The sequence below is a fragment of the Micromonospora sp. WMMD736 genome (assembly GCF_049179015.1).
Classification (GTDB): domain Bacteria; phylum Actinomycetota; class Actinomycetes; order Mycobacteriales; family Micromonosporaceae; genus Micromonospora.
In genome coordinates this window covers 2285177-2311384 of sequence record NZ_JBMHMI010000001.1, presented here as the reverse complement: position 1 = coordinate 2311384, position 26208 = coordinate 2285177, and the positions used below count along the sequence as shown (strand labels likewise).

25 protein-coding genes are annotated in these 26208 nt (G+C 73.4%); 14 read left to right on the top strand and 11 right to left on the bottom strand.

Annotated features, from left to right (window positions below):
* The first annotated feature begins 55 nt into the window (after positions 1-55).
* Together ACN269_RS09700 and ACN269_RS09695 are read left to right on the top strand one after the other, a co-directional pair.
* Entirely contained in the window at positions 56-991 is a 936-nt protein-coding gene (locus ACN269_RS09700; RefSeq protein ID WP_421472132.1) for a carbohydrate kinase family protein, read from the top strand.
* A gap of 67 nt (positions 992-1058) precedes the next feature.
* Positions 1059-2885 (top strand): alpha-galactosidase, encoded by a 1827-nt coding sequence (locus ACN269_RS09695; protein ID WP_421472131.1) that lies wholly within the window; start codon positions 1059-1061, stop codon positions 2883-2885.
* 171 nt (positions 2886-3056) lie between these two features.
* Here ACN269_RS09695 and ACN269_RS09690 read toward each other — a convergent pair whose 3' ends face one another.
* Positions 3057-3887 carry an MBL fold metallo-hydrolase gene (locus ACN269_RS09690; RefSeq protein ID WP_421472130.1) on the bottom strand — a complete coding sequence of 277 codons (831 nt, stop codon included), beginning with the start codon at positions 3885-3887 and terminating at the stop codon, positions 3057-3059.
* The gene (locus ACN269_RS09685; RefSeq protein ID WP_355052715.1) at positions 3884-4288 is read right to left on the bottom strand and encodes a thioesterase family protein; all 405 of its coding nucleotides are present in this window, start codon (positions 4286-4288) and stop codon (positions 3884-3886) included. Before ACN269_RS09685 ends, ACN269_RS09690 begins: the two co-directional genes overlap by 4 nt.
* A gap of 139 nt (positions 4289-4427) precedes the next feature.
* Here ACN269_RS09685 and ACN269_RS09680 point away from each other — a divergent pair, with 139 nt between their 5' ends.
* Positions 4428-5477, top strand: a complete 1050-nt coding sequence (locus ACN269_RS09680; protein WP_421472129.1) for a phosphatase PAP2 family protein — start codon at positions 4428-4430, stop codon at positions 5475-5477.
* 217 nt (positions 5478-5694) lie between these two features.
* On the opposite strand, the gene ACN269_RS09675 is transcribed toward ACN269_RS09680, so the two are convergent.
* The 3 genes from ACN269_RS09675 to ACN269_RS09665 form a co-directional block, all read right to left on the bottom strand.
* Positions 5695-6873: a PH domain-containing protein gene (locus ACN269_RS09675; protein WP_421476249.1), complete on the bottom strand. Its 1179-nt coding sequence runs from the start codon at positions 6871-6873 to the stop codon at positions 5695-5697.
* Between the two features lie 557 nt (positions 6874-7430).
* On the bottom strand, positions 7431-8009 hold the full coding sequence (locus ACN269_RS09670; protein ID WP_421476248.1) for a PH domain-containing protein: 579 nt from the start codon (positions 8007-8009) through the stop codon (positions 7431-7433).
* Positions 8010-8318: 309 nt separating this feature from the next.
* A complete protein-coding gene (locus tag ACN269_RS09665) occupies positions 8319-8549 on the bottom strand; it encodes a hypothetical protein (protein ID WP_421472128.1) in 231 nt (76 codons plus the stop codon).
* A 241-nt stretch (positions 8550-8790) separates the two neighbouring features.
* Here ACN269_RS09665 and ACN269_RS09660 point away from each other — a divergent pair, with 241 nt between their 5' ends.
* Genes ACN269_RS09660 through ACN269_RS09650 form a run of 3 tightly spaced genes read left to right on the top strand, consistent with a single transcriptional unit; the run spans position 8791 to position 11824 of the window.
* Positions 8791-9897, top strand: a complete 1107-nt coding sequence (locus tag ACN269_RS09660; protein WP_421472127.1) for an AAA family ATPase — start codon at positions 8791-8793, stop codon at positions 9895-9897.
* On the top strand, positions 9876-10877 hold the full coding sequence (locus ACN269_RS09655) for a DUF58 domain-containing protein (protein ID WP_421476247.1): 1002 nt from the start codon (positions 9876-9878) through the stop codon (positions 10875-10877). Before ACN269_RS09660 ends, ACN269_RS09655 begins: the two co-directional genes overlap by 22 nt.
* The gene (locus ACN269_RS09650) at positions 10874-11824 is read left to right on the top strand and encodes a VWA domain-containing protein (RefSeq protein ID WP_421472126.1); all 951 of its coding nucleotides are present in this window, start codon (positions 10874-10876) and stop codon (positions 11822-11824) included. Before ACN269_RS09655 ends, ACN269_RS09650 begins: the two co-directional genes overlap by 4 nt.
* Before the next feature lie 343 nt (positions 11825-12167).
* On the opposite strand, the gene ACN269_RS09645 is transcribed toward ACN269_RS09650, so the two are convergent.
* The 4 genes from ACN269_RS09645 to ACN269_RS09630 form a co-directional block, all read right to left on the bottom strand.
* On the bottom strand, positions 12168-13421 hold the full coding sequence (locus ACN269_RS09645) for an acyltransferase family protein (protein WP_421472125.1): 1254 nt from the start codon (positions 13419-13421) through the stop codon (positions 12168-12170).
* On the bottom strand, positions 13418-14314 hold the full coding sequence (locus tag ACN269_RS09640; RefSeq protein ID WP_421472124.1) for an alpha/beta hydrolase: 897 nt from the start codon (positions 14312-14314) through the stop codon (positions 13418-13420). The genes ACN269_RS09645 and ACN269_RS09640 overlap by 4 nt, the downstream gene beginning before the upstream one ends.
* Positions 14315-14417: 103 nt before the next feature.
* Entirely contained in the window at positions 14418-15080 is a 663-nt protein-coding gene (locus ACN269_RS09635; protein WP_357128104.1) for a response regulator transcription factor, read from the bottom strand.
* A complete protein-coding gene (locus ACN269_RS09630; protein ID WP_421472123.1) occupies positions 15077-16300 on the bottom strand; it encodes a sensor histidine kinase in 1224 nt (407 codons plus the stop codon). Before ACN269_RS09630 ends, ACN269_RS09635 begins: the two co-directional genes overlap by 4 nt.
* A 155-nt stretch (positions 16301-16455) precedes the next feature.
* On the opposite strand from ACN269_RS09630, the gene fabG reads away from it, so the two are divergent.
* From fabG to ACN269_RS09610, 4 genes are all read left to right on the top strand, one after another.
* Positions 16456-17160 carry a 3-oxoacyl-ACP reductase FabG gene (fabG, locus tag ACN269_RS09625; protein ID WP_355052725.1) on the top strand — a complete coding sequence of 235 codons (705 nt, stop codon included), beginning with the start codon at positions 16456-16458 and terminating at the stop codon, positions 17158-17160.
* 28 nt (positions 17161-17188) lie between these two features.
* Entirely contained in the window at positions 17189-17956 is a 768-nt protein-coding gene (gene fabI / locus ACN269_RS09620; protein ID WP_421472122.1) for an enoyl-ACP reductase FabI, read from the top strand.
* 100 nt (positions 17957-18056) lie between these two features.
* Entirely contained in the window at positions 18057-19109 is a 1053-nt protein-coding gene (locus ACN269_RS09615) for a ferrochelatase (RefSeq protein WP_421472121.1), read from the top strand.
* Entirely contained in the window at positions 19102-19881 is a 780-nt protein-coding gene (locus ACN269_RS09610) for an HAD-IIA family hydrolase (RefSeq protein WP_421472120.1), read from the top strand. The genes ACN269_RS09615 and ACN269_RS09610 overlap by 8 nt, the downstream gene beginning before the upstream one ends.
* 161 nt (positions 19882-20042) lie before the next feature.
* Here the strand turns inward: ACN269_RS09610 and ACN269_RS09605 are convergent, their stop codons facing one another.
* Positions 20043-20837 carry a hypothetical protein gene (locus tag ACN269_RS09605; protein ID WP_421472119.1) on the bottom strand — a complete coding sequence of 265 codons (795 nt, stop codon included), beginning with the start codon at positions 20835-20837 and terminating at the stop codon, positions 20043-20045.
* A gap of 305 nt (positions 20838-21142) precedes the next feature.
* Between ACN269_RS09605 and ACN269_RS09600 the strand changes: the two genes are divergently transcribed.
* On the top strand, positions 21143-21955 hold the full coding sequence (locus tag ACN269_RS09600; protein ID WP_421472118.1) for a DUF3097 domain-containing protein: 813 nt from the start codon (positions 21143-21145) through the stop codon (positions 21953-21955).
* Positions 21956-22005: 50 nt separating this feature from the next.
* Here ACN269_RS09600 and ACN269_RS09595 read toward each other — a convergent pair whose 3' ends face one another.
* A complete protein-coding gene (locus tag ACN269_RS09595) occupies positions 22006-23307 on the bottom strand; it encodes a serine hydrolase domain-containing protein (RefSeq protein ID WP_421472117.1) in 1302 nt (433 codons plus the stop codon).
* Between the two features lie 98 nt (positions 23308-23405).
* Between ACN269_RS09595 and ACN269_RS09590 the strand changes: the two genes are divergently transcribed.
* The 3 genes from ACN269_RS09590 to ACN269_RS09580 all read left to right on the top strand — a co-directional run bounded on the left by ACN269_RS09590 (position 23406) and on the right by ACN269_RS09580 (position 26069).
* A complete protein-coding gene (locus tag ACN269_RS09590; RefSeq protein WP_421472116.1) occupies positions 23406-23879 on the top strand; it encodes an NfeD family protein in 474 nt (157 codons plus the stop codon).
* A 5-nt stretch (positions 23880-23884) separates the two neighbouring features.
* Positions 23885-24991: an SPFH domain-containing protein gene (locus ACN269_RS09585; protein WP_421472115.1), complete on the top strand. Its 1107-nt coding sequence runs from the start codon at positions 23885-23887 to the stop codon at positions 24989-24991.
* Positions 24992-25298: 307 nt separating this feature from the next.
* Positions 25299-26069, top strand: a complete 771-nt coding sequence (locus tag ACN269_RS09580) for a hypothetical protein (RefSeq protein WP_421472114.1) — start codon at positions 25299-25301, stop codon at positions 26067-26069.
* Positions 26070-26208: the final 139 nt, after the last annotated feature.

Sequence of the window (26208 nt, the reverse complement as noted above, 5' to 3'; positions counted from 1 at the left end):
TGTGCCAGCCTGGGGCGAGACGGCCGTCGCGGCCGCCGAGGGCGAGGGGGCTGTGATGGGGTACGCGGTGGTGCTCGGCGAGGCGCTCGTCGACCTGCTGGACAGCGACGTCGACGGGGAGCGGGTCTACCGACAGGCCATCGGTGGCGGCCCGCTCAACGTCGCCGTCGGGGTGAGCAGACTCGGCGGGGCGGCGGAGTTCGTCGGCTCGCTCGGTGACGACGTGCTGGGCCAGCGGATCCGCGACTTCCTGAGCGGGGTCGGCGTCGGCCTGGCCGGTGCGGTCACGGTGTTCGCGCCGACCACGCTCGCGGTGGTGACGTACGCCGGCCCGGAGCCGGACTTCCGCTTCTACGGCGAGCCGCGCTCCTACGGCCTGCTTGGCCCGGACGACGTGGACCTGGCGCTGACGGAGGGCGCGGACGTGCTCTACTGCGGCTCGATCGTGCTGCTCGAGCCGGGCACGCTGGCCGCCGCCCGCCGCGCCTGGTCGCTCGCCACCGGCCTGCGGGTCCTCGACCCGAACGTGCGCCCGCGACTGCTCGACGGGCCGGTCGCCCTGGACGGGTTGCGGCAGGTCGTGGCGGAGTTCGCCGCGGGCGCGCACCTGGTCAAGTTGAGCAGCGCCGACGCCGCGCTGCTCTATCCGGGCGAGCCGGTCGAGGGGGTGGCCGCGTACCTGCGGGAGTTGGGCGCGTCCACCGTGGTGGTGACGCTCGGCGCGGCGGGGGCGGTGCTGGCCGCCGCCGAGGCCGACCCGGTGCGGGTGCCGGCGCCGAAGGTGGACGCCGTCGACGCCACCGGTGCCGGTGACTCGGTCATGGCCGCGCTCATCGCCAACCTGCTCCGCGACGGCGAGCCGGCCGATCCGGCGGGCTGGGTCGAATCGGTGGCGTTCGCGCTCCGGGTCGCCGGTCTGGTCTGCGAGTCGCCGGGTGGGGCCACCGCCATGCCCACCCGCGCCGAGGTGGCCCGCCGCTTCGGCGGTTGACGGTCCTGTTATGTGAACGTTAACATCGGCGTCCGCCTATTTCCTGCGTGTTATCCGGGAGACTCCGATGAGACTCGTCCTGGTACCACCGACATTCCGCCGCCTCGCCGCCGTACTGGTCGTCGCCCTGGTCGTCGTCGGCGGTGTCGCCGTCAGAGCGCCGGAGCCGGCGCGCGCCTGGGACAACGCGGTGGCCAGCACCCCGCCGATGGGGTGGAACAGCTACGACTCGTTCAACTGGAGCGTCACCGAGGCCGACGTACGGGCAAACGCCGACTACATGGCCACCAACCTGCGGCAGTCCGGCTGGCAGTACATCGTCATCGACTGGGGGTGGTACTACCCCGGACGACACAACAACAGCCCCAACCAGGACTCCAACCTGCAACCCCGGCTCCGGATGGATGCCAACGGGCGACTGCTGCCCGACACCACCCGCTTCCCCTCCGCCGCCGGTGACAACGGGTTCAAGCCCCTGGCCGACTACATCCACGCCCAGGGCTTGAAGGTCGGGGTCCACCTGATGCGGGGCATCCCCCGCCAGGCGGTGGCCGACAACGTCGCCATCTCGGGCACCAACTGCCGCGCCAACCAGATCAACAACAGCACCACCGCGGCCTGGCTCAACCTCATGTGGGGCCTCAACATGTCCAACCCCTGCGCGCAGAGCTACCTGGACTCGGTGTTCCAACTGCTGGCGTCCTGGGGGATCGACTTCGTGAAGGTGGACGACATCGCCGCGCCGACCTACCGGCAGGCGGAGGTCGAGGGCTACAAGTTGGCGATCCAGCGCAGTGGACGGCCCATGGTGCTGAGCCTGTCGCCCGGCGCGACCCCGCTGGCCAGTGGCGGCCACGTGCAGGCCAACGCGCACATGTGGCGGATCGTCAACGACCTCTGGGACAACTGGTCGTCCGTCGACGCCCTCTTCGACCAACTCCGCAACTGGACCCCGTACCGCGCCACCGGCGCCTGGCCCGACCCGGACATGATCCCCATCGGCCGGCTCTCGAAGTACGGGCCCGTGGGCTCACCGCGCTACTCCAACCTGAGCGCGGACGAGCAGCGCACCCTGATGACGCTCTGGGCGATCAACCGCGCGCCGCTGATGTGGGGCGGCAACCTGGTCGAGAACCGCGCCTCGGAACTGGCGTTGATGACCAACACCGCCGTACTGGCCGTGGACCAGAACAGTGCCAACAACCGCCAGCTCACCGGCGGCACCCGGCAGGCGTGGACCGCCGACGTGCCGGGCAGCACCGACCGCTACCTCGCCCTGTTCAACCGCGAGAGCGGCACGGCGAACGTCTCGGTCAACCTGGCCGACCTCGGAATCGGTTCGGCCACCGTGACCGACCTGTGGTCCGGCGCGGCCCTCGGCACGGTGACCGGGACCCTCGCCCGTTCGCTCCCCGCCCACGGCGCCGGGCTGTACCGGCTGACCCCGGGAAGCACCGTGCCCGTCCCGACGACGTACACGCTCGCCGCCCAGCACAGCGGCAAGCTGCTGGACGTCTCCAACAACGCCACGACCGACGGCGCCGACATCGTGCAGTGGAGCGCGAACGGGCAGGCCAACCAGCGGTGGCGGTTCCAGGACGCCGGCAGCGGCTACCAGACGGTGGTCAGCGCGCACAGCGGCAAGTGCCTCGACGTCTACGGCGGCGCGGGCGCCACCGCCGACGGCGTCCGGGTCACCCAGTGGACCTGCAACGGGGGCACCAACCAGCAGTGGCGCGTCCAGGACCCCGGCACCGGCGTGATCCAGCTGGTCGCGAGGCACAGCAACAAGTGCCTGACCATCCTCAACGCCGCCACCACCGACGGCGCCCGAGCGGTCCAATCCACCTGCACCACCGCCACAAACCAACAGTGGCGCCGCACCCCCGCCTAACCGCGCCCCCGCTCCCCGCCCCCACCCCCCGCCCCGCGCCCCCCTGATCCGCGTCGATCTTGCACTTTCTACGCCGACATTGCCCGGATAACGGACTTATCGGCAACCGAAAGTGCAAGATCGGCGCGGGGAGAGGGTGGGGTGCGGTGGGGGAGGGGTGGGTTTGCGGGGTTAGGCTTCGCCGTTCAGCTCGCGGTAGCCGCGGTGAGCCGCGATCAGGGCCGCGCGGGCGCCGAAGGGCGCCTCGGCGGCCACCCGCTCCGGCGGCGCTCCGCCGGTGTGCGCGGCCCGGATCAGCCAGGCCAGCCGAACCAGCTCGGCGTGCTGGGCGCGGACGAAATCGACGTCCACCGCAGCACCGTGGCCCGGGACCACCACCGTGTCCGGCGTCGTCAGCCGCAGCAGGTCCGCGACCGCGTCCGGCCACTGCAGCGGGTACGAGTCCTCGAAGGCGGGCGGACCACTCTGCTCCACCAGGTCGCCCGCCACGAGCACGTCCGCGTCGGGCACGTGCGCCACCAGGTCGGCGTCGGTGTGCCCGCGCCCCGGGTGCCGCAGCACCACCCGCCGGCCGCCCAGGTCCAGCGTCGTCTCCGTGTGCACCGTGTGCGTCGGAGCCAGCAACGGGGTGTCGGCCAGGTCGGCGGCCAGCCCCGGGTGCTCCGCGCGCACCTCCTCGTACGCCTCGCGGCGAAGCCGCTCCGGGTCCTCGCGCAGCGCTGCGGCGGCCCGCTCGTGCGCGTACACCGGGCGGGCTGGGTCGCCGGCCAGGACGGCGTTGCCGAAGCAGTGGTCGTAGTGGTGGTGCGTGTTGACCAGGGTCAGCGGACGGTCGGTGACCGCCCGGACGGCGGCGGCCAGCTCAACGGCCTGCCCCGTCGAGGAGAGCGTGTCCACCACCAGCGCGGCGTCGTCGCCGACGACGAGCGTGACGTTGACCCGCAGCAAGGGCTCGCCCCGCACGTACACCCGGTCGGCGACCTCGACGAACCCTCCGCTCACGACGCCCGCCCGGCCCGGTCGACGAAGCGTTGCCGGTCCACCAGGAGCCGGTCCACCCGGCCCCGGGCCACCGTCTGGTCGCCGTCGGAGACGCTTACCTCGAACGACAACCGGCGACCGTCGACGGTCGTCAACAGCGCCTGCGCCCGGACCGTGCGGCCCACCACCGTCGGCGCGAGGTGCTCCAGCTCGACTCGGGTGCCGACCGTCGTCGAACCGGGCGGCATCGCCGTGGCCGTGGCCGCGACGGTGGCCGCCTCCGCGAGCGCGAGCGCCCGGGGCGTGCCCAGCACCGGTACGTCCCCCGAACCGACCGCCTGGGCGGTGTCCGCGTCGGTGACGGTCAGCTCGACCTGGGCGGTCAGACCCGGCGCGAGGGCCGGCTCGGGCTGCTCCTGCATGGTCGTCAGCCTAGGTGTTCGGCGACCCGGTCGAGCACGCGCCCGGCGATCCCGGCGCTGCCCGCCCTCCCACCTGTGCGCCGCCCCGCCGGGTGGTACCCGTCGGTCGATGCCGTAGCCGTCGTTAACCTTGACCGCGATGGCCGTCGTGACTGACCCCCAGCCCCCCGCCCGGACCGACCCACCCGCGTCCCCGGACGCGGGTCGTCGCCGCATCGTCGCCATGACGATCTGGGCGGTCGCCTTCGTCGCCGCGTGGCTCGGCATCGGGCTGCCCACCGACCCGGCGTACGCCTTCGTCTGGATCTGGCTGGGGACCATCGCCTGGAACAGCGACCGCCCGTGGCGCAGCCACCTGCGCTTCGCCCGGGACTGGGTGCCGGTCGTGCTGCTGCTGGCCGCGTACAACCTCTCACGCGGGTTCGCCGACAACGGCGCCACCCCGCACGCCATGGAGCTGATCGTCGCCGACCGGTTCATGTTCGGCTGGGCCACCGGCGGGGAGGTGCCCACCGTCTGGTTGCAGGAGCACCTCTACCGCCCTCAGGTGCACTGGTGGGACGTCGCGGCGAGCTGGGTGTACTTCTCGCACTTCGTGGTGGCGCTGGCCGCCGCCGCCGTGCTCTGGGTCCGCGACCGGCACCGCTGGGCCGCCTACATGCGGCGGTGGGGATTCCTGTGCGCCGCCGGCCTGGTCACGTACTTCATCTACCCGGCCGCGCCGCCCTGGTGGGCCGCGCAGAACGGCCTGCTCACCGAGGTCGCCCGGATCTCCACCCGGGGCTGGAAGGCGTTCGGCATGCACGGCGCCGGCAACCTGCTCAACGCCGGCCAGATCGCCTCGAACCCGGTCGCCGCCATGCCGTCGCTGCACACCGCGTGGGCGCTGTTCGTGGTGCTGTTCTTCCTGCACAACACCCGCCGCCGGTGGTGGCCGCTGCTGCTCGCGTACCCCCTGGCGATGACCTTCACCCTGGTCTACTCCGGCGAGCACTACGTGATCGACGTGCTGGTGGGCTGGGCGTACGTCGGGCTGACCTACCTGGTCGTCGGCCTGGCCGAGCGCGCCTGGCGGACCTACCGCGCGCGCCGAGCCCCCACCCCACCCGCCACCACGGCACCTTCCACCACGGCACCCCCACCCACGCCCACCGAAACCCCCACCCCGCCCCTGACGGCCAACCACTAACCCGGCTCCCCACCCGCCCTCCGCCCGGCCCTCCGGCGCCCGACTACCCCGCTGATCAAGTCCGTGCGTCGACGCGAGCGATGATCATGAACTTATTGCCCCGACACGCCGGGGCGCGGGGCAATAACTTCATGATCAACCGGGGCGGGTCCGGGGCGGGGCGGGGCGGGTCCGGGGCGGGGCGGGGCGGGTCCGGGCGGGGTGGGGTGGGGTGGGGTTAGGGGGTTTGGTGGCGGGCTGTTCTTGCTCGGGTGGTTAGTTCGGCGGCCAGGATCCAGGCTTCGGCGAGGTCGCGGTCCTGGGCCGCCGCGCCCGAGCCGCCGGCCGTGTCCGCGTACACGGTCGCGAGCCGCAGCCGGCGCTGCACCGGCCCCTGTACGACGCGCACGCTCTGGATCCGGGCGTACGGCACGATCGCCAACTGCCGGGTGAGCAGCCCGGACCGGGTGGCGAAGACCCGATCGAACAGGCCCGCGCCGAGCGCGCCGCGGCCGAGGGGATGCAGCCAGCGCGTCCGGGGCGGTGGCGGGCTCAGCGTCAGCGCGTCCAGGCGTACGCCGGGCAGCACCTCGCCGACGATCATCGTGGCGGTCGGCAGGTCACCCACCGGCAGCAGTCGATCCGGTCGGTTGCGGTCGTCGGCCTCCGCGACCGAGTAGCCGGCCACCTCCAACCGCAGTCGCAGCCAGCTGTTCACCCGCCACAGCAGCGGCCAGGTGGCCCGTACGGTCTGGACCCGGTCCAGCGGCACGGTCTGCGCGCGGGTCTCCAGTAGGCCGTTGTGCACCCGCAGGGTGCCACCGTCGCGGGCCAGCCGGAAGTTCCAGTCGTCGAGGACCCGGCGGATCGGTTGCAGGAGCACACCGGCCATCGCGGTCAGCGTGCTCGCCACCGCGATGAACGACCACGATCCGGCGGTGACGAACTGCACCACGACGAAGGCCAGGCCGAACGGGAGCAGGAACGCCTGCGGCGTGAGCAGCTGACTGACCAGGAGGTTCTGGTTGCGTACCGCGTGCAGTGGCCGCCCCCGCACGGCCGTCGGCGTCTCGACCTGCGTCGCGGGGGTGGTGTCGCCCGGCGGCATCGCGCGCCCGGCGAGCGCCAGCAGCCGCTCCCGCAGGCGGGTCGCGTCGGCCACCCCGAGGTATGCCAGCGGCGCTTCGGTCTTGCCTCCGCCGACGACCTCCAGGCGCAGTTCGGCCAGGCCGGTGAGCTGGGCGAGCAGGGGCCGGACCACCTCCACGGCCTGCAACCGCTCCAACGGGATGGCCCGGGTACGTCTCCAGAGCAGCCCCTCGTGCACCCGCAACTCGCGGCCCACCACGTGGTAGCCGGTGTTGTACCAACTGATGACCGACAGCACGGTCGCGCCGAGCGCCAGCACCACCACCATGGCGGCGAACCAACCGAAGCCGACCCGCGACAGCGTCGACCAGGACAGGCCGGCGATCACCACGACAAGTGACTTGGCACCGTGCAGCAGCGGGCTGAGCGGGTGCAGCCGCTGTCGAGGCTCCCCGCCACCACCGCTCCCCGGTGCCGGCCAGGGCCGGACCGCCCCGGGCGGCCCTGCCGGATACGGCGGCCTTGCCGGATACGGCGGCCCTGCCGGATACGGCGGTCCGGCCGCGTACGGCGGCCCGGTGGGATGGTGCGGCGTTGCGGGATGCGGTGTCCCGCCGGCATCCGGAAACGCCACCGGGTGCGGAGGCACACCACCATGCGCGGGGCCACCGACGTGCGGCGGGCCACCACCGTGCGGCGGGCCACCACCGTGCGGCGGGCCACCACCGTGCGGCGGGCCACCACCGTGCGGCGGGCCTCCGGTGTGCGGTGGGCCGGGAGGGGACGCGTCGCCGTCGGGAGGCGGCGGCACGGTGCCGGGCTCGACGGGACTCTCGCCCGTCGGGTCGGCGCCCGGCGGTGTCGGCGGTCGCCCGCGCGGGGTGGTCACAGCCCCTCCGCCCGGTCCTCACCGAGCGCGGTGAGCCGGTCGCGCAGTCGGGATGCCTCCGCCGGACGCAGGCCGGGCACCCGCGCGTCACTGGCCGCCGCCGCCGTGTGCAACTGCACGGTGGCCAGGTCGAAGGCGCGTTCCAGCGGGCCGGCGCTCACGTCGACGAACTGCATGCGGGAGTACGGGACGATGGACAACCGCCGGACCAGCAGTCCGTGTCGCACGAGCAGGTCGTCGTCGCGTTCGGCGTAGCCCCAGGCGCGTACCGCCCGGACGATGGCCGTGGCCCGCCACCCGCCGAGCACCAGCACGATGGCGAGGGCGAGTCCGAACAGCCAGTGACCGCTCAGCGCCCAGCCCACCGCCGTCACGGTCAGGCCGATGGCCACCACGATCGCGAGCCGGATCAACTCCACCCAGATCAGGTCGGTGGAGATCGGCTGCCACCGCACGGTGTCGGGCCACGGCTCCAACGGGCCACGGCCCGCCGACGCGGGGCCGGGGCCGGGAGCCGGCGCGGGGCCGGGAGCCGGCGCGGGGCCGGGAGCCGGCGCGGGGCCGGGCGGTGGCAGGAGGCCAGGGGCCGGCAGGTCGGGCGGGGACGAGCGGGCGGCGTCACCGCCGGACGGGGGCAGGGCGTTCGGCGGCAGCGGGGCCGGCGACGAGGCGTCCGGCGGGGACGGGTCGGGGCCGAGCGTGCCAGGCGCCGGGAACGCGCCGGGCGGTGGTGCGATGCCGGGCGGTGCCGCCGCCGGGGAGGTCGGTGGGGGCGGGGCGGTGGGGCCGGGGGAGGCCGGCGGGTCGGCGCGGTCGTCCGGGCTCATCGACCAGATCCGTTCCACGGGCCCCGCGCCGCCGCGCTGCTGTGCCTCATCGCTCGCTCACACGTCGAGGGTAGGCGATCCGGACACCGGAGTGACGGTACGGAGAAAGCCACGGGCGTCCAGGAACGCTCCGAGGGTGGCCCGGTGCTCGGTGCAGGCGAGCCAGGTCTTGCGACGTTCGGCGGTGTGCAGGCGCGGATTGTTCCACTCCAGCGCCCAGGCGGCGGGGGCGCGGCAGCCGCGTGCCGAGCAGACCAGGGCCTCGTCGGCGGGGGTGGGGACGCTCATCCGGGCCAGTCTAGGGCCGTCAGAGGAGGAAGTTTGAGCGCCGGGCGGCCACGGGGGGAGCCGCCCGGCGACGGGATGAATCGTACACGCGGCGGCCCGGTCCCTGTCCACCCATGACGCGCGATTCGATGCTCGGAACGGCGTGGCGAAAATCGGCTTCTCCCCACCTCGACACTCAGGAAGGCATGCGAGTCTTGATACCGCACCAGCCGCGACGACCGACGAACGCTGTGGAGGACCGGTGGCCCAGCCGACCACGCCCGACGCCCCGACGCCCAACGGGGCGGCACCCCAGGCGCCCGCCCCGGTGACCACGCCCGCACAGGACGCCACTCTGTTGGAGAAGGCGTTGTTCGAGATCAAACGGGTGATCGTCGGCCAGGACCGGATGGTCGAGCGGATGTTCGTCGCGCTGCTCGCGCGCGGCCACTGCCTGCTCGAAGGCGTCCCCGGTGTGGCCAAGACCCTGGCCGTGGAGACCCTCGCCAAGGTCGTCGGCGGGTCCTTCGCCCGGGTGCAGTTCACCCCCGACCTGGTGCCGGCCGACATCATGGGCACCCGGATCTACCGGCAGTCGAGCGAGAAGTTCGACGTGGAGTTGGGCCCGGTGTTCGTCAACTTCCTGCTCGCCGACGAGATCAACCGTGCTCCCGCCAAGGTGCAGTCGGCGCTGCTGGAGGTGATGAGCGAGCGGCAGGTGTCCATCGGCGGGGAGAGCCACCGGGTGCCCGACCCGTTCCTGGTGATGGCCACCCAGAACCCGATCGAGCAGGAGGGTGTCTACCCGCTGCCGGAGGCTCAGCGGGACCGGTTCCTCATGAAGATCGTCGTGGGCTATCCGACCGATGCCGAGGAACGCGAGATCGTCTACCGGATGGGTGTGGCCGCGCCGGAGCCGACGGCGGTCTTCGACACCCCCGAGCTGATCGCGCTGCAACGCAAGGCCGACCAGGTCTTCGTGCACAACGCGCTCGTCGACTACGCGGTTCGCCTGGTGCTGGCCACCCGTACGCCCGCCGAGCACGGCATGCCGGACGTCGCCCAACTGATCCAGTACGGGGCCAGTCCGCGCGCCTCGCTCGGTCTGGTCCGGGCCACCCGCGCGCTGGCGTTGCTGCGGGGACGCGACTACGCCCTGCCGCAGGACGTCCAGGACATCGCGCCGGACATCCTGCGGCATCGGCTGGTGCTCAGCTACGACGCGCTCGCCGACGACGTGCCGGCCGACCACATCGTGCAGCGGGTGATGTCGACGATCCCGCTCCCGTCGGTCGCGCCCCGGCAGCAGGCCACCCCGCCGTCGAGCACCCCACCACCCGGCGCGGGCTGGCCCGGGCAGCGGCCGTGACCTCACCCACCCCTCGTCCCGCCCCTCTGGGTGACCGCAGCGAGGCCGTGCTCTCCCGACTCCAGTTGCTGGTCACCCGCAAGCTCGACGGTCTGCTCCAGGGCGACTACGCCGGCCTGCTCCCCGGGCCGGGCAGCGAGGCGGGAGAATCGCGGGAGTACCGCCCCGGTGACGACGTACGCCGGATGGACTGGCCGGTGACCGCGCGCACCACGACCGCGCACGTGCGGCGTACGGTCGCGGACCGGGAGTTGGAGACCTGGCTGGCGTTGGACCTGTCGGCCAGCCTCGACTTCGGCACCGGGCAGTGGCTCAAGCGGGAGGTGGTGGTGGCCGCCGCCGCCGCCATCACCCACCTGACCGTGCGCGGCGGCAACCGGATCGGCGCGGTGATCGGCACCGGTGGCGGCGCGTCCGCACCTGCGCGGCGCTGGCGGGGCGGTCCGCCTCCGGTCGGTCCGGGCGTGCTGACCCGCCTGCCGGCCCGCTCCGGCCGCAAGGAGGCGCAGGGCCTGCTACGCGCCGTCGCCGGCACGGTGATCCAGCCCGGTCGGGGCGACCTGGGCGCGCTCGTCGACATGCTCAACCGTCCGCCCCGGCGGCGCGGGGTGGCCGTGGTGGTCTCGGACTTCCTGGCGCCGGCCGAGCAGTGGGCCCGACCGATGCGCAAGCTGCGGGTCCGGCACGACGTGCTGGCGATCGAGGTGGTCGACCCGCGTGAGCTGGAGCTGCCCGACGTGGGGGTGCTGCCGGTGGTCGACCCGGAGAGCGGCGAGCTGCACGAGGTGCAGACCGCCGATCCCCGGCTGCGGCAGCGCTACGCCGAGGCCGCCGCCGCCCAACGGGCCACGATCGCCGCCGCGCTGCGCGGCGCCGGCGCGGCCCACCTGCGTCTGCGTACGGACCGAGACTGGCTGCTGGACATGGTGCGTTTCGTGGCCGCGCAGCGGCACGCGCGTACCCGGGGGACGACACGATGATCCGTTTTCTGCAACCGTGGTGGTTGCTCGCCGTGCTGCCGGTGCTCGCGCTCGCCGCGTTCTACGTCTGGCGGCAACTGCACCGCCGGGCGTACGCGATGCGGTTCACCAACGTCGACCTGCTGCGGACCGTCGCGCCCAAGGGCCTGGGTTGGCGGCGGCACGTGCCGGCGACCGCGTTCCTGCTCTGTCTGCTGGTGCTCGCGACGGCCCTGGCCCGCCCCTCGGTGGACACGAAGGAGCCGTTGGAGCGGGCCACCGTGATGCTCGCCATCGACGTGTCGCTGTCGATGCAGGCCGACGACGTGGCGCCGAACCGGTTGGAGGCCGCGCAGGAGGCGGCCAAGCAGTTCGTGGCGGAGTTGCCGGGGAGCTACAACCTGGGCCTCGTCTCGTTCGCCAAGGCGGCGAACGTGTTGGTGCCGCCGGGCAAGGACCGGGACGCGGTGACCGCCGCGATCGACGGGCTGGTGCTGGCCGAGGCGACCGCCACGGGCGAGGCGGTGTTCACCTGTCTGGAGGCGATCCGGTCGGTGCCGGCCGACGGCGCGGCGGGTATCCCACCGGCGCGCATCGTGCTGCTGTCGGACGGGTTCCGTACCTCGGGTCGGTCGGTGGAGGAGGCGGCGGCCGCCGCGCAGGCGGCCAACGTGCCGGTCTCCACCATCGCGTTCGGCACCGACACGGGTCAGGTCGACATCGGCGGGCAGCTCCAACGGGTGCCGGTGGACCGGCTGGCCCTCGCCGAGCTGGCCGAGACGACCGAGGGCTACTTCTACGAGGCGGCCTCGGTGAGCGAGCTGAAGCAGGTCTACCAGGACATGGGCAGTTCGATCGGGTTCCGGACCGAGCCGCGCGAGGTGACCCAGTGGTACGCCGGGGTGGCGCTGCTGCTGGCGCTCTGCGCCGGCGCGCTCAGCCTGCTCTGGTCGTCGCGGATGATCTGACCGCCGGCCGGAGCGGCCGACGGACGGGAAGCGAAACGAGCGGCCGACGAACGGCCGGTGGTGGTCAGTGACCGCCGCCGGCCAGGACGAAGACGACGGCCACCCAGACGGCGGCGAGGGTGAAGCCCAGCGGGGCGACGTAGCGGCTCATGGACGGCTCCGAGTGGCGGCTGGACGGTCCGCGGGCGGGGGCGGACCGCAGGGGGTGGGGACGCGCACACGAAGTCGTGACCGGGCGGCTCCCGGCGACCGTCCGGTGACCGGACGGCGCGGCACACACCCCGGCGTCGGCCGAGGTGGTGCGGGAGCGGAGCGGGGTCAGCTCGCCAGACTGAGTCGTGGCTCAGCGGGGCTGACCATCGGCCCGGCCACGACTAGGAGGATCGCTATCTCGCACAGCGATCACCTCCTGCAGGTCGGCCCGGCCCGAACGTCGATGATCGTACACCTGAGCGGGCCCCGGCACGCACTCGGCCGACCGGTCCGCGAGCGCTCCGCCGCCCGGTCGGCCCGGCTCGGCCGGACGCGGCATCGAGCCGCTCCCGCGCCCGCCGCGCACCACCGTGACCAGCACCGCGGCGAGCAGCGGCAACCAGCAGAACCGGGCCAGCACCCACCCCGGGCCGTCCGGCGTGGTGTGCAGTCCGGGCAGGGCCAGGCCACCCCGGGCGGTGAGCGCGGTCACCGCGACCAGTACCGGCTGGTGCCAGAGGTAGATCCGCACGGCGTCGCCGTTCACCACGGCCACCGCCCGGCCTGCAAGCGGCCGGGCCAGCAGCCGTTCCCACCCGGCACGGGCCAGCAGACCCAGCCCGACCTGGGTGACCGCCAGCGCCACGGCCAGCAGCGACGGCGGGTTCAGGTTGGACACGCCGGCACCGGGCACGCCCACCGCGCTGATCGGATACCCCACCGCCACCAGCACGGCCAGCGCCACGGCCCCGCCACCGGCCAGCAGCGCCGCCGCCCGCCGGTCGGTCAGCCGTCCGTCGGCGTACGCGACGCCGAGCAGGTACGGCACCGACCAGGCCGCCACCACGCTGACCGGCGGCACGGTCACCCCGTCCGGCAGCAGGCGGACCGCGAGGTCGCTCGCCGCCACCACGGCCACCGCCGGCAGCGCGCAGCGTGCCACCCCCCATCGGCGTACGGCGGTGCGCAGCGGACCGCTCACGGCGACCAGGAGCAGCAGCGGCGCCAGGAACCAGAGCGGACTCGTCGCGAGCCGCAGCCCGACGGCGAGCGTGTCGTCCGACGCGCCCGCCACGGTGGCGGCCAGCAGCACGGCGGCCCCGGTGCCCAGCAGCGCCACCGTGGGCAGTAGCAACCGACGCGCACGGCGGGCCAGCCAGCCGCCCCACCCGCCCCGGTGCCGCGCCAACGACCGGGCCGAGCCGAAGCCGGCGGCGAAGAAGAACAGGCCGAGCGTCTGCACCACCCAGGTCACCGGGGCCAGTCCGGGCATCGCCACCAGCGGGCTGGCCTGGCGCAGCCCGCCGTCACCGGTCAGCACCAGGCCGGTGACCAGCCAGTGCCCGAGCACCACCCCGCCGATCGCGTACGCCCGCAGCGCGTCCACCGCGCGGTCGCGGCTCACCGGGCGTCCTCGACCGGTCCGACGCCCAGCACGACCCCCGCGACCGCGTCGAGCGTGGCGCTGCCCGGCGTCAGGTAACCGTCGTGCCCGGCCACCCCGTCCACCGGCAGCGGGCGGGCACCGAACGCGGGGTCGCCCGGCCGACGTCCGTGCCCGAGGCCGGCGAGGCGCACCGCCGGCACCCGGCGGATCCAGTCGGACGGTGCCTCGGCCGCCCAGAACCGTAGGCCGTCGCGGCACTCGTCGGCCCGCTGCACACCCGCGCCGACCCCACCGAGGCTGACCACGTCCCCGACCTGCGCCGGGGCGTGTGCCGCCGCGAGCGCCACCACCAACGCCCCGTAGCTGTGCCCGACCACCGTGATCGTCGCGGTAGGACGCCGGGCCGCCACCTCCCGCAGCAACCCGGTCAGCGCGACCGCCCCGCGCCGGGCGCTGGCGTCGCCGGCGGCGGCCAACACACCGTCGGGCGGGTCGTAGCCGAGCCAGGCCAGCACCGCGACCCGCGCCGACGGGTCGGTCGACCGCAGCCGGCCGTAGAGCTGCCGGGCCTGCACCGCCGGCGCGCGCCCGGCCACCCCACCCAGCCCCCGGTCGAAGTCGGCGAGCGTACTGCCCACCCCCGGCACCAGCACCGCGATCCGGTCCGCGCCGGTCAGGTCGCCGACCACCTCCACGACGCGGCCGTCACCGCGCGGATCGAACATCAGAAACCGGCGTCCGTCGGCCGTCCAGTCCGCGTACGGGGAGCCGGCCGCGCGCATCGCCGCCGCGGTGACCGGGTACGCCTCGACGAACCCCGCCGCCGCGACCGGTTCCGAGCCGCCGGGCAGCATCAGGTTCACACCGAGCAGGGTGCTCACCGCCACCCGTGCGGCAGTCCGTCGTCGCATGTGTGTTCTCCCCTTTCCGGAATGTCGTCCGGAGGGAGAGTGCGCGGGCGAACGGGTCGCCGTCGTCGTACCGGAGAGCCGTCTCCCGGGTGGTCCCGAGGTGCTACTCGCCGGCGGCGACCAGACCCGTCTCGTACGCCAGCACCACGGCCTGGGCCCGGTCGCGCAGGCCGAGCTTGGCCAGGATGCGCCCGACGTGCGTCTTGACGGTCTGCTCCGCCACCACCAGATCGGCGGCGATCTCCGCGTTGTTGCGGCCCCGGGCGATCAACCGCAGCACCTCGGTCTCGCGTGGGGTCAACCCGGCCAGGTCGGTGGGGCGGGGCCGGCGGCGGTCCGGGCGGGCCGCGAACTCGGCGATCAGTCGACGGGTCACCGCCGGGGCGAGCAACGCGTCCCCGGCCGCCACCACCCGCACCGCCTGCACCAGGTCGGCGGCGGGCGCGTCCTTGAGCAGGAAGCCGCTCGCACCGGCGCGCAGCGCCTCGTACACGTAGTCGTCCAGGTCGAACGTGGTGAGGATGAGCACCCGGGGGCGCTGCGCCGAGCGGTCGCCCAGCAGTTGACGGGTGGCGGCCAGCCCGTCCAGGACCGGCATCCGCACGTCCATCAGCACCACGTCCGGGTCGAGGCGACGGGCGGCGGCGACCCCCTGCGCGCCGTCGGCGGCGTCGCCCACCACCAGCAGATCGGGCTGGGCGGCGAGCAGCGCGCCGAAGCCCTGCCGGACCATCGCCTGGTCGTCGACGATCAGCACCTTGATCATGTGTCCAGGCTCCCCACCTCGTACGGCAGTTCGGCCGCCACCGCGTACCCGCCGTCGGGTAGCGGCCCGGCGGTGAACGTACCGCCGAGCGAGGTGGCGCGCTCGCGCATACCGGTCAACCCGTGCCCCGGGCCGCCGTCGGCGGTCGGTGGGGCGTCGGGCGGGGAGTTGTCGACGCGTACTCCCAGACCGGCCGGACCGGAGCGGACGGTGACGCGCACCGCGGCGCCGGGCGCGTGCCGGGCCGCGTTCGCCAGGCCCTCCTGGACGATGCGGTACGCGGCCAGCCCGACCGGCGCGGGCACCGCGGGAGACGGGTCGGCGTCCAGGGTCACGGCCAGCCCGGCGCGACGGGCCGCGTCCACCATCGCGCCCAGGTCGGCCAGGTCGGGCTGCGGAGCCGTCTGCGGCCCGCTGGCCTCGCTGCGCAGCACCCCCAGCAGCCGTCGCATGTCGGTCAGCGCGTCGCGGGCCGAGCCGGCGATGGCGGCGAACTCGGCGGCGGCCGGGGCGGGCACGTCGTCGAGGCGGTACGGCGCGGTCTCGGCCTGCACGGCGATCAGCGACATGTGGTGTGCCACCACGTCGTGCAGCTCACGGGCGATTCGGGTGCGTTCCTCCAGCACCGCGCGGCGCTCCTGCTCGCGCTCGCTCAGCTCGGTCTGCGCCGCGAGCGCCCGCCGGGACAGCCGGTTGCGCCGGATCAGGTCGCCGACGATCGCCAGCGCGCCGAGCAGCGCCAGGACGGCGGCGCGGTTCTCCGGGCGGACCAGGGTGAGCACCGGTACCGCCGTGATCGCCACCAGCCACGCCAGCACCGGCCGGTCGACCCGCGCGGCGGCCACCGCGACCACGGCGACCGACCCGAGGGCCAGCGGTGGGGTCCACGGCCCGGGCAGGTCGGCCGGCGCGTTGAAGGTGCACACCAGCAGGGCCAGCACGGTCAACCGCCAGGCCAACAGCGGACGCCGGGGCAACGCCAGCAGCGGTGCCGTGGTCATGGCCGCGAACAGCACCGCCACCGGCGTCGGCAGCTCCAGTTCCAGTTCCACGCTCAGCGTGATCCAGAAGAAGCCGAGGGCGGCGAGCAGGCCGATCGGGGTGAGGGCGCGGGCCAGTCGGGGCCAGCGGGCCCGCAGCGGTCGGTCGGATGGGACGTCCCGGCCCCACAGGGTCTGCCCCAGCGCGCCCAGAGCCAGGACGAGAGGTTGCCGGTTCACCACCCGGAGGCTACGGGTCGAGGGGACCACCGGGCGTGCCCCCGCAGGTTGATCCCCACGTCGTACCTGGGTGGGACGCCACACCCGTTAGCGCTTACTTGCGGGTAACGCCTAGGCTCCGACGCGTCCATGCTGAGCAGTCGCAAGGAGGAACCGTGGCCCGTACCGTGCTGGTGACCGGCGGCAACCGGGGAATCGGCCTGGCCATCGCGCAGGCCTTCGCCAAGCAGGGCGACCGGGTGGCGGTCACCCATCGCAGCGGCGAGGCCCCCGAAGGGCTGTTCGGTGTGCGGGCCGACGTCACCGACGCGGCCTCGATCGACGCCGCGTTCACCGCCGTCGAGGCGGAGTTGGGCCCGGTCGAGGTGGTCGTCGCCAACGCCGGCATGACCGACGACACGCTGCTGCTGCGGATGTCCGAGGAGCAGTTCACAAATGTGGTGGACACCAACCTCACCGGTGCGTTCCGGGTCGCCAAGCGCGCCTCCGGCAAGATGCTGCGGGCCAAGTGGGGCCGCATGATCTTCATCTCCTCGGTGGTGGGTCTCTCCGGTGGCGCCGGGCAGGTCAACTACGCCGCCAGCAAGGCCGGCCTGGTCGGCGTCGCCCGCTCGGTCACCCGCGAGCTGGGCAGCCGCAACATCACCGCGAACGTGGTGGCGCCCGGCTTCATCGACACCGACATGACCGCCGGTCTCTCCGACGACCGCAAGGCGGAGATCCGCAAGTCCATCCCCGCCGGGCGGATGGCCAGCCCGGACGAGGTGGCCGCCGTGGTCACCTGGCTGGCCTCGGACGGCGCCGGGTACGTCTCCGGGGCCGTGATCCCGGTCGACGGCGGCCTCGGCATGGGCCACTGACCTTCCCTGACTACGGAGGAAACCCTGCATGTCCGGACTGCTCGCCGGTAAGCGGCTGCTCGTCACCGGTGTCATCACCGACGCCTCGATCGCCTTCTCGGTGGCGAAGCTCGCCCAGGAGAACGGCGCTCAGGTCGTGCTCACCGGCTTCGGCCGGCTCTCCCTGGTCGAGCGGATCGCCAAGCGGCTGCCCGAGCCCGCGCCGGTGATCGAGGTCGACGTGACCAACGCCGAGCACCTGGCCAGCCTCGCCGACCGGGTCCGCGAGCACGTCGACGGGCTCGACGGCGTCGTGCACTCGATCGGCTTCGCCCCGCAGAGCTGCCTCGGCGGTGGCTTCCTCGACGCTCCGTGGGAGGACGTGGCGACCGCCCTGCACGTGTCGACCTACTCGTACAAGTCGCTCGCGATGGCGGCGCTGCCGCTGATGTCGGCCGGCGGCGCGGTGGTCGGCCTGACCTTCGACGCCACCAAGGCGTGGCCGGTCTACGACTGGATGGGCGTGGCCAAGGCCGGCCTGGAGTCCGCGTCCCGCTACCTGGCCCTGCACCTGGGCAAGCAGGGCATCCGCAGCAACCTGGTCGCCGCCGGGCCGCTGCGCACCATCGCCGCCAAGTCGATTCCCGGCTTCGACCAGTTCGAGACCGCCTGGAGCGAGCGCGCCCCGCTCGGCTGGAACCTCACCGACCAGGAGCCGGCCGCGCGGGCCTGCCTGGCGCTGCTCTCCGACTGGTTCCCGGCCACCACCGGCGAGATCGTGCACGTCGACGGCGGCTACCACGCCATCGGCGCCTGACGCTCCTTCGGCGACGCCCCCGGAGGCCGCGCGCGTGATCTGCGCGTCCGGACCAGGGGGCGTCGCCGGGTCGTCGTGGGCGAGGTACCAGAATGACCCCATGGCGTACGACGCGGTGGTCTTGGTGTCCTTCGGCGGGCCCGAACGGCCCGAGGACGTGATGCCGTTCCTGCAGAACGTGACCCGCGGCCGGGGGGTGCCGCCCGAGCGGCTCGCCGAGGTCGCCGAGCACTACCAGCACTTCGGCGGGGTGTCCCCGATCAACCAGCAGTGCCGTGACCTGCTGGCCGCCGTCCGCGCCGACTTCGCGGCGCACGGTGTGGACCTGCCCGTCTACTGGGGCAACCGCAACTGGGACCCGATGCTCGCCGACACCGTCACCCAGATGCGCGACGACGGCGTGACCCGCGCGCTGGCCTTCGTCACCAGCGCGTACGGCGGCTACTCGTCCTGCCGCCAGTACCAGGAGGACATCGCCGCCGCCCGCGCCGCCGTCGGACCGGACGCGCCGGTGATCGAGAAGCTGCGGCAGTTCTGGGACCACCCCGGGTTCGTCGAGCCCCACGTCGACGCGGTCCGGGCCGCCCTCGCCCAGCTCGACCCCGCGAAGCGGGACACCACCCGACTGGTGTTCACCGCCCACTCCATCCCCACCTCGATGGCGGCCAACGCCGGCCCGCACGGCGGCCGCTACGAGGCACAGCTGCGCGAGACCGCCCGGCTGGTGGCCGCGGCCGCCGCCCCCGACCTGGCGTACGACCTGGTGTGGCAGAGCCGGTCCGGCCCGCCGCACGTGCCGTGGCTGGAACCCGACATCAACGACCACCTCGACGCGCTCGCCGAGAGCGGCGTCACCGCCGTGGTGGTCAGCCCGATCGGGTTCGTCTCGGACCACCTGGAGGTGGTGTGGGACCTGGACACCGAGGCCCTGGAGACCGCCAAGCAGCTCGGCCTGGACTTCGTCCGGGCCGGCACCCCGGGCACCGACCCGCGCTTCGTGACCATGGTCCGGGAGTTGGTCACCGAACGGACCGACCCGGACGGCGCGCAGCTGCGCCGCCACCTCGGCGACCTGCCCAGGTGGGACACCTGTCCCACCGTCTGCTGTGTACCGACCCGCCGACCGACGCCTGCTGGGGGCACCGATGCATGACCGCAAGCCCGTGCAGAGCTGGCTCACCGACATGGACGGCGTGCTGGTGCACGAGGGCCAGCCGGTGCCCGGGGCGCCGGAGTTCGTCAACCGGCTGCGCGCCTCCGGCAAGCCGTTCCTGGTGCTGACCAACAACTCGATCTACACGCCGCGTGACCTGACGGCCCGGTTGAGCCGGATGGGGCTGGACGTGCCGGAGGAGTCGATCTGGTCCTCGGCGCTGGCCACTGGCCAGTTCCTCGCCGACCAGCGGCCGGGTGGCACCGCGTACGTCATCGGCGAGGCCGGGTTGACCACCGCGCTGCACGCCGTCGGGTACGTGCTCACCGACTTCGCCCCGGACTACGTGGTGCTCGGCGAGACCCGCACCTACAGCTTCGAGGCGATCACCAAGGCGATCCGGCTGATCAACGACGGGGCCCGGTTCATCTGCACCAACCCCGACGTGACCGGCCCGTCCGTCGAGGGCGCGTTGCCGGCCGCCGGCTCGGTCGCCGCCATGATCTCCAAGGCGACGGGGGTGGAGCCGTACTTCGTCGGCAAGCCCAACCCGATGATGATGCGATCGGCGCTGAACACGATCAACGCGCACTCGGAGACCACCGCGATGATCGGTGACCGGATGGACACCGACGTCCTCTGCGGCCTGGAGGCCGGGCTGGAGACCATCCTGGTGCTCACCGGCATCAGCAGCCGTACCGAGGCCGAGCGCTACCCGTACCGCCCGTCCCGCATCGTCAACTCGGTCGCCGACCTACTCGACGAAATCTAACCCCCGCCCTCGCCCCGCGCTCCCGCTGTGCCTGTTCCCGCCGATCTTGCACTTGCTGTCGTCGGTATGGGGCGTTACGTCCTTTAGGTCGCAGCAGAAAGTGCAAGATCGACGCGGTGCGGGGCGGGGCGGGGCGGACGGGACGGCGCGCGGCGGGGCTGTTAGGGGCGTAGGGGGGCGTTGCAGGCGGCTACCAGGGCCTGGCGGCAGGCTGCGGTGAGCGGGCGGAGTGCCGCGTCGCGCTGCTGGGCCTCGTAGTTGTTGATCGCGCCGCCCGGGGCGGCGTGCCCGGCCAGCGCCAGTACACGGTCCAGCACGGCCGCTCGGGCAAACAGCCGGCGGGCCCGCGGATCGAAGCCCGGTGGCAGGTCTGTGGTGCCGTCGGGGCGGCGCAGCGCGGCCAGCGCACCGGCCAGCTCGGGCCGCCACTGGGCCACGTCGAGCCGGGTCAGCACGGCGGTCGTCTCGGCTAGCGCGGCGGCCAACTCGGCCTCCGCCTCGGCGGCCCCGGGCAGCGACAGCGAGGCGGCCGGCGCGTCGGCCGGCAGCGGGTAGACCCGCCACAGCACCGTCTCGAAACAGTCGCCGGAGCCGGAGGTGTGACTGCGTACCTGCGGAATCAGGCCCAGCCCGCCGGCCACCACCGCCTCGCCCGCCAGCAGCGCCGCTCCGGCGAAGTCCCCGGGACCGGGCAGGCCCCGTGGGTCACCCGGCGCGGGCAGCACCAGCCGGATCTCGTCGGGTGACAGCTTGGCCAGGGTGGGCAGCGCGGCACCTAGCGGGACGTCGGTCCAGGTGCCGGGGGCGTCCGCGACGAGGTGCTCCTCGTCACCGGCGATGGCGTCGGCGACCTCGTCGTACGGCACCAACCCGGCGCGCCACGCGCGCACCCAGGCAACGAACCGGCTCGACCGGCGCGGCGCAAGGGTGGCCGCGCCCGTTGCGGGGGTGGACATGCCGAAAGGGTACGTGGTGATCGGTGGCCCTGTCTCGGCTGCCGCTCCGGCCGCCCTGCCTGCCCCGAACTGCCCCCTTCGCCCCGTCCCATGCCTCCCTGCCCCACCCGCCTCCACCCCTGACCCCCCACCCCCAAGTAAGTCGATCAAGGAGTTCTGGTGCCCGATTGCCCGCGATTGGTGGCGCTACGTGCACCACCACAACTCCATGATCGACACGGTGGGGCGGGGTGGCGGTGGGTCGGGCGGGGTGGTGGCGGTGTGTCGGGGTGGGTGGGTCGGGGGTGCGGGTTAGCGTGATCGACATGGCGGGGCGATATGGCGAGGACGTGCTGGCGGGGGACTGGCGGCGACGGAAGGTCACTCCCGAGGTGGACGCCGAACCGGATCTCGTGGTGGAGGACGCCGACTCCGGCTTCTGCGGCGCGGTGGTGGGTTTCGAGGCCGGCGCGGTGGTGTTGGAGGACCGGCACGGCAAGCGGCGCAACTTCCCGCTGCTACCGGCGGCGTTCCTGCTCGACGGCCGGCCGGTGACGTTGCGCCGCCCGGCCCGCGCACCGGTGCCGGCGGCCCGTCGGCGGACCGCCTCCGGGTCCGTGGCGGTGGAGAACGTTCGTGCCCAGGTCGCCAAGGCCAGCCGGATCTGGGTCGAGGGCATCCACGACGCCGCGCTCGTCGAGCGCATCTGGGGCGACGACCTGCGGATCGAGGGCGTGGTCGTGGAGCCGCTGGACGGCATCGACGACCTGGACGCGGCGGTGCGGGACTTCGCCCCCGGTTCGACGCGACGACTTGGCGTGCTCGTCGACCACCTGGTGCCGGGCAGCAAGGAGAGCCGCATCGTGGCCCGGGTGACCTCGCCGTACGTGCTGGTGACCGGGCATCCGTACGTCGACGTGTGGCAGGCGGTGAAGCCGGCGGCGCTGGGCATCGCGGCCTGGCCGGTGGTGCCACCGGGGCGGCCCTGGAAGGAGGGGGTCTGCGCGGCCCTCGGGGTGGCGGAGCCGGCCGACATGTGGCGGCACATCCTGTCCCGGGTGAACAGCTTCGCCGACGTCGAGACTCCGCTGATCAACGCCATGGAGCGTCTGATCGACTTCGTCACCGAGCCGGCCTGACCGCTTGGTCCGCCGTGACCGCCCATCGGCGCCCAGGGCCGGGCGACGGGTCAGGGGGCCTGGTCCGGGCTGCGCGTGAAGACGAATGTGGCGATGTCGATGGCCGTCGCCCGTCCGGCGTCGTCGCGCAGCACCGACAGGATCTCGCCGTCCTCGGGGCCGGAGCGTCCCCGCCAGCGGTCCGTTCCCTCGGCGGTGAACCGGCTCACCCGCTCACCGCGTACGTGGGCGACCAGGTCACCCGCGTCCCAGCTCAGGTCCAGCGAGGTGCCCATCCACCACCAGCGACCGGTCAGTTCGGCCACGTCGGCAGCGGGCGCCGTGGTGGGCGGCCGCCATGGCTGGCCGACGGTCGGCTCGGCGTCCAGCACGGTGGTCAGCAGCCGACGGCCGAGTGTGGTGATCGGGAAGCCGTACGAGTTGGCGAAGCCGACCACGGCGGTCCGGGTGGACCGGTGGACCACGAGGGCGGCCACGTATCCGGGCATCGAGCCGCCGTGCCCGACGTACACGCGTTCGCCGTCGCGGTAGAGCTCCAGGCCCAGGCCGTGCCCGCCGGTCCAGGAGTCGAGGTCGCTGATCACCACGGGGGCGCACATCTCGGTCAGCGTCTCGGCGGCCAGTACCGACGGGTCGGGGTCGGCCAGGAACGCGGCCCAGCGGCCCAGATCCTCGATCGTCGACCAGAGTTGCCCGGCGGGGGCCATCGCGCCGGTGTCGGTACGGGGTTCCTCGCGCAACGTGTGGTGCCACGGGTGGACGACGTAGCCGCGGGCGTACGGCTCGGTGGCCGCGTAGGTGGTGCGGCGCAGAGACAGTGGGGTGAGGATCCGCTGGTCGAGCAGGTCTGCCCAGGGCGTTCCGGTGTGCCGTTCGAGCAGCCCGCCGAGCAGCCCGTACGCCAGATTGGAGTAGTGGTACGTGGTGTGCGGCGGGTAAGCGATCTTGTCGGCGGTGACCCCGGCGAGCAGGGTCGGCAGGTCGACGCCTTCGGCCCGCTCCCACCAGTCGCCCTCGGGTTCGCGTTGGATCCCGCTGGCGTGCCCGAGGAGTTGGCGCAGGGTGAGCGCGCCGAGGCCGGTGCCCGGCAGGTGCTGCTCCAGCCGGTCGTCGAGAGCCAGCCGGCCGGCGTCGCGCAACTGCATGATCAGGGTGGCGGTCATCGTCTTGCTGATGGAGCCCACCCGGTACTGCAGGTCCACGTCCGGCCGCGGGTGCTCGCCGGCGACGGCCAGGTGCGCCAGTGCGCCGTCGCGGACCACGCCCACCACCAGCGACGGGACGTGGCCGTCGGCCTGAGCCTGGGCGACCCGCGCGTCGATCTGTCGGGCGGTCTCGGGTAGCAGGGTCAACGGGTCTCCTCGGGTCGGACCGCCGCCGGATGGGCCTCGCCGAGCCTACTGATCTTCCTGGGGAGGCCGCGCGTGCATTTGCGTGTCACGATCGTGGGGTGGACGCCGTGGTGTGGATCGTGCTGGGTGTGGTGCTGGCGGTCGCCGAGATCTTCACGACGACCCTCTTTCTGATCATGTTCGGGGTCGGCGCGTTCGCCGCTGCGGGCGCTGCGGCCCTGGGCGCGCCGGTCGCCGTGCAGGCGCTGGTCTTCGCGGTGGTGTCCGCGCTGAGCCTGGTGGTGGTCCGGCCGGTGATCAAGCGGCACGGTCGGTCCGCGCTGGAGAGCGGTGAACAGCCGTTCGGCGTGGAGGCGATCGAGGGCTCCGCGGCGCTGGTGCTGGAGCGGGTGGACGCCGAGCACGGGCTCGTCAAGATCGACGGTGAGTTGTGGAGCGCCCGGTCGTACGACACGACGCAGACTTTCGAGCCCGGTCAGCGGGTGCGGGTGATAAAGGTCCGGGGCGCGACCGCCCTGGTGTGGCAGGACGACGTTTCTTCCGCCGGCGAGCTGCCGGAAGCGAGAGGGTGAACGGGATGACGATACTCGGGGTGCTGGTGATCGCGGTGGCGCTGATCGCCGTGATAACGCTGGCCAAGGCGGTGCGGATCGTGCCGCAGCAGCGGCATGACGTGGTGGAACGGCTCGGCAAGTACAAGCGCACCCTCAGCCCCGGTCTCAACCTGTTGGTGCCGTTCATCGACGCGGTCCGTACCAAGGTCGACATGCGCGAGCAGGTGGTCAGCTTCCCGCCGCAGCCGGTGATCACCTCGGACAACCTGGTGGTCTCGATCGACACGGTCCTCTACTTCAAGGTGGTCGACCCGGTCCGGGCGACGTACGAGATCTCCAGCTTCCTGCAGGCCATCGAGCAGTTGACGGTGACCACGCTGCGCAACGTGATCGGCTCGCTCGACCTGGAGCGGGCGCTGACCAGCCGCGACGAGATCAACCGCCACCTCTCCGGGGTGTTGGACGAGACGACCGGCCGCTGGGGCATCAAGGTGACCCGGGTCGAGATCAAGGCGATCGAGCCACCGGCCAGCATCCGCGACTCGATGGAGAAGCAGATGCGCGCCGAGCGGGACCGCCGCGCCGCGATCCTCACGGCCGAGGGACACAAGCAGTCGCAGATCCTCACCGCCGAGGGTGAGAAGCAGTCCGCGGTGCTGCGGGCCGACGGTGACCGGCAGGCCCGCATCCTCCAGGCCGAGGGTCAGGCGAAGGCGATCCGGACGGTGTTCGACGCGATCCACCAGGCGAACCCGAGTCAGAAGGTCCTGGCGTACCAGTACCTGCAAGCCCTGCCGCAGATCGCGCAGGGCAGCGCCAACAAGGTCTGGATCGTTCCGGCCGAGCTGACCAAGGCCCTGGAGGGCATGGGTGGCGCGCTCGGTGGGCTGAGCCAGATGGTGGGGGATCTGCCCGCGCCGGAGGCGGCCGACCACGCGAGCCAGGTCGAGCGCGAGGCCGCGGAGGCGGCGCAGGCCGCGGCGGCCGCCGCACAACAGATCCACGACGAGGTACGCGTCGCCGAGGCGCAGGCCACCGGCGGCAACAAGCCGCAGGGGTTGCCCGCGCCGGAGCCGGTCGCCCCGGAGAGCCTGGTCAACGACCCGACCGACCAGCGCGAGCGCGGCTGATCCGTCGCACGGTCCGCGTGGCGTGGGCCGCCGCGCGGAGCCGAGTGCCGGGTCAGCGCGGGCGGCGCCGTCGAGTGAGCGCGGCTGGCGGCGTCGGGGAAGCGCGGCTGGCGGCGTCGGGGAAGCGCGGCTGGGCCGGCGCGGGCAGGGCCGGGTTCCGGACGCCGGCCGGCTGCCGAGGTAAATGCGAGAAAGGCTCATGGGGCGCTCCGACGCCTGCCACGATCGGTCCTAGGACGGGTGGTGACCAGGCAATCGGGGCGCCCCGGCGCGTCTCGCACCGCTCGTGGACGAGCGAGGTGAACGCATGAAGGATCCGGCGAATCGGATGTGGTCCTCGGCACCGGTGCCCGGCGCGCACGATCCGGTCGCGCCGCTGGGCTCCCGGCGCAGCGGCGGCGGCTTCGGCGTACTGCCCTTCGTCGGCGAGCCCACTCCGCTCGCGCCCGCCACGAACGCCAGTTGGGCCTGGTCGGTACGTCGGTTCGCCCGGGCCGCGGTGTGGCTGCTGCCCGCGTACGCCATCCTCTACGGCGTGGTGGCGATGGCCAGCGACGGTGGGGTGGGCAACGACCCCTATCCGGCGGACGGCCAGGCGGTGTACCTGATCGGCTGGGTGGCGGCGGTCTGGCTCGGCCTGCTCGCGCTGCTGGCCCTCACCGGCCTGCTGGCCGCGACCCGCAGCCGCCGGGTGGCCGCCGCCGGGCTGCTGGTCAGCATCGCCGGCACGGTGCTGATGCTGCCGTTCGCCGGCTTCGAGGAGCAGACGCCGGTCTTCGGCACCACCGCGCGGTCGCTGGTCCTGCTCGGCGCGACGTTCTACAGCGTGGGGTGGTTCCTCACCGGGTGGGCGGTGGCCCGCTCGGGCACCTTCAGCCTCGGTGACGGGGTCATGCTGATCATCGCCGCGCCGCTGCTCGGCCTCGGCGGCGCCCTGATCGGGTCGCTCCAGACCTTCGGCGCGATCTTCGTGCTGATCGCCGGCATCGGCATCGGCTACCGCTCCGGCCGCCTGATGCCCCGCGAAACCGCGAGAGACGCCGCCTCAGCAAGCGTAACGACAACCCCAACCCCCTGACCCACCCACCCACCCACCCACCCACCCACCCACCCGGGTGATCATGAAGTTATTGCCCTCGATCTCGGCGAGTCGGGGCAATAACTTCATGATCAACGGGGTGGAGGGCTGGGGGACGCCTGGTGGTGGGGGGCCGTGA

Coding starts and splice junctions, on each gene's coding strand:
- ACN269_RS09695 (WP_421472131.1), top strand. CDS start 1,059: ATGAGACTCGTCCTGGTACCACCGACATTCCGCCGCCTCGCCGCCGTA.
- ACN269_RS09610 (WP_421472120.1), top strand. CDS start 19,102: ATGCATGACCGCAAGCCCGTGCAGAGCTGGCTCACCGACATGGACGGC.
- ACN269_RS09650 (WP_421472126.1), top strand. CDS start 10,874: ATGATCCGTTTTCTGCAACCGTGGTGGTTGCTCGCCGTGCTGCCGGTG.
- ACN269_RS09605 (WP_421472119.1), bottom strand. CDS start 20,837: ATGTCCACCCCCGCAACGGGCGCGGCCACCCTTGCGCCGCGCCGGTCG.
- fabI (WP_421472122.1), top strand. CDS start 17,189: ATGTCCGGACTGCTCGCCGGTAAGCGGCTGCTCGTCACCGGTGTCATC.
- ACN269_RS09635 (WP_357128104.1), bottom strand. CDS start 15,080: ATGATCAAGGTGCTGATCGTCGACGACCAGGCGATGGTCCGGCAGGGC.
- ACN269_RS09675 (WP_421476249.1), bottom strand. CDS start 6,873: ATGGTGGTGGTGCTGGCGCTCGGCGCGACCGTGCTGTCGGTCATCAGT.
- ACN269_RS09585 (WP_421472115.1), top strand. CDS start 23,885: ATGACGATACTCGGGGTGCTGGTGATCGCGGTGGCGCTGATCGCCGTG.
- ACN269_RS09640 (WP_421472124.1), bottom strand. CDS start 14,314: ATGCGACGACGGACTGCCGCACGGGTGGCGGTGAGCACCCTGCTCGGT.
- ACN269_RS09600 (WP_421472118.1), top strand. CDS start 21,143: ATGGCGGGGCGATATGGCGAGGACGTGCTGGCGGGGGACTGGCGGCGA.
- ACN269_RS09685 (WP_355052715.1), bottom strand. CDS start 4,288: ATGCAGGAGCAGCCCGAGCCGGCCCTCGCGCCGGGTCTGACCGCCCAG.
- ACN269_RS09680 (WP_421472129.1), top strand. CDS start 4,428: ATGGCCGTCGTGACTGACCCCCAGCCCCCCGCCCGGACCGACCCACCC.
- ACN269_RS09615 (WP_421472121.1), top strand. CDS start 18,057: ATGGCGTACGACGCGGTGGTCTTGGTGTCCTTCGGCGGGCCCGAACGG.
- ACN269_RS09580 (WP_421472114.1), top strand. CDS start 25,299: ATGAAGGATCCGGCGAATCGGATGTGGTCCTCGGCACCGGTGCCCGGC.
- ACN269_RS09665 (WP_421472128.1), bottom strand. CDS start 8,549: ATGAGCGTCCCCACCCCCGCCGACGAGGCCCTGGTCTGCTCGGCACGC.
- ACN269_RS09700 (WP_421472132.1), top strand. CDS start 56: ATGGGGTACGCGGTGGTGCTCGGCGAGGCGCTCGTCGACCTGCTGGAC.